The organism is Corallococcus sp. Z5C101001 (genome assembly GCF_007352635.1).
Taxonomy (GTDB): Bacteria; Myxococcota; Myxococcia; order Myxococcales; family Myxococcaceae; genus Corallococcus; species Corallococcus silvisoli.
Window position 1 is genome coordinate 1 of the sequence record NZ_VKLU01000060.1, and the last position, 1,433, is coordinate 1,433.

Sequence of the window (1,433 nt, forward strand, 5' to 3'; positions counted from 1 at the left end):
TGGCGCTCAGGGGAGGTGAGCAGAGGCAGGTCCATGAGGCGGGAGTCGGGCTTCGAGGCGATGGCCTCGAGCAGCACGCCGAAGTGGCCCGCCATGCGCTGGATGGTCGACGCCTCGAAGAGGTCCGTCGCGTACTCCAGCGTGCCGATCCATTCCCCGCGGTTCTCCCGCAGGCCCAGGGACAAGTCGAACTTGGCGAAGTGGGCTTCCAGTGGGAGTGCCTGGAAGGACAGCCCCGGCAGACGCAGCGCCTCGGTGGGCATGTTCTGCAAGACGAACATGGCCTGGAAGAGAGGGCTACGGCTCAGGTCACGAGTGGGTTGCACGGCTTCGACGAGCTTCTCGAAGGGCAGGTGCTGGTGCTCGTAGGCGGCGAGCGTAGTGCCGCGCACCTGTGCGAGCAGCTCGCGGAACGTCGCCTTCGGCTCGACCTGCGCACGCAGGACGAGGGTGTTGATGAAGAAGCCGATGAGGCCTTCGGTCTCCGCCTGGGTGCGTCCCGCGATGGGAGAGCCCACGCTGACGTCGTCCTGAGCGGAGTAACGCGACAGGAGGACCTGGAAGGCGGCGAGCAACGCCATGAAGGGCGTGGCGCCCTCATGCTGGGCCAGGGCCTTGAGTGTTTCCACGAGCTGCGCGGGGATTCGCACCTCCACAGTGGCGCCACGATGCGATTGCACGGGCGGACGCGGGTGGTCGGTGGGTAGCTCCAGCGCGGCGGGCGCACCTGACAACTGCCGCTTCCAGTAATCGATCTGCGCGTCCAGGGTTTCACCCTGGAGCCACTGGCGCTGCCTCGTCGCGAAGTCGGCGTACTGCACGGGGAGGGGCGCGAGCGCCGGAGTCGTGCCCGTGGTGAAGGCTTCGTAGAAGGCCGCCACCTCCCGGACGAGGACACCCATGGACCAACCGTCGGAGACGATGTGGTGCATCGTCACCAACAGCAGGTGGTCCGCTTCATCCAGGCGCACCAGCGTGCTGCGCAGCAGTGGGCCTCTATCGAGATGGAATGGGCGACGCATCTCCTCGTCGGCCAGTCGGCGCGCTGCTTCCTGCCTCTGTTCGGCGGGCAGGGCGGAGAGGTCCACGAGCGGCAGCGTCCAGTCCCGCGGGGCGTGGATGCGCTGCGAGGGCTGACCCTGATGCTGCTCGAAGGTGGTGCGCAAGGACTCGTGACGCGCGACCAGCGCCTCGAAAGTGCGGCGCAGCGCCTCCACGTCCACGTGGCCGGAGAGCTGGAGCGCGGTGGGGAGGTTGTAGGACGCATCCTCGGGTTGCAGCTGATCCAAGAGCCACAGACGCTGCTGGGCGAAGGAAAGCGGCAGCAGGCCCTCATGCGAAGTCCGAGTGAGGGGCGGCGGCACGCGCAAGGCTGGCGTGAGGGCCAGGATGCGTTCGGCGAGCGCGGCGACGGTGGGGGCTTCGAAGAGGGA

General features: G+C 67.8%; 1 protein-coding gene. It reads right to left on the reverse strand.

From position 1 onward, the window contains the following. On the reverse strand, window positions 1-1,289 hold a 1,289-nt coding region (locus tag FOF48_RS36190; protein WP_255443083.1), incomplete at its 3' end, for a condensation domain-containing protein. Between the last annotated feature and the right edge of the window lie 144 nt (window positions 1,290-1,433).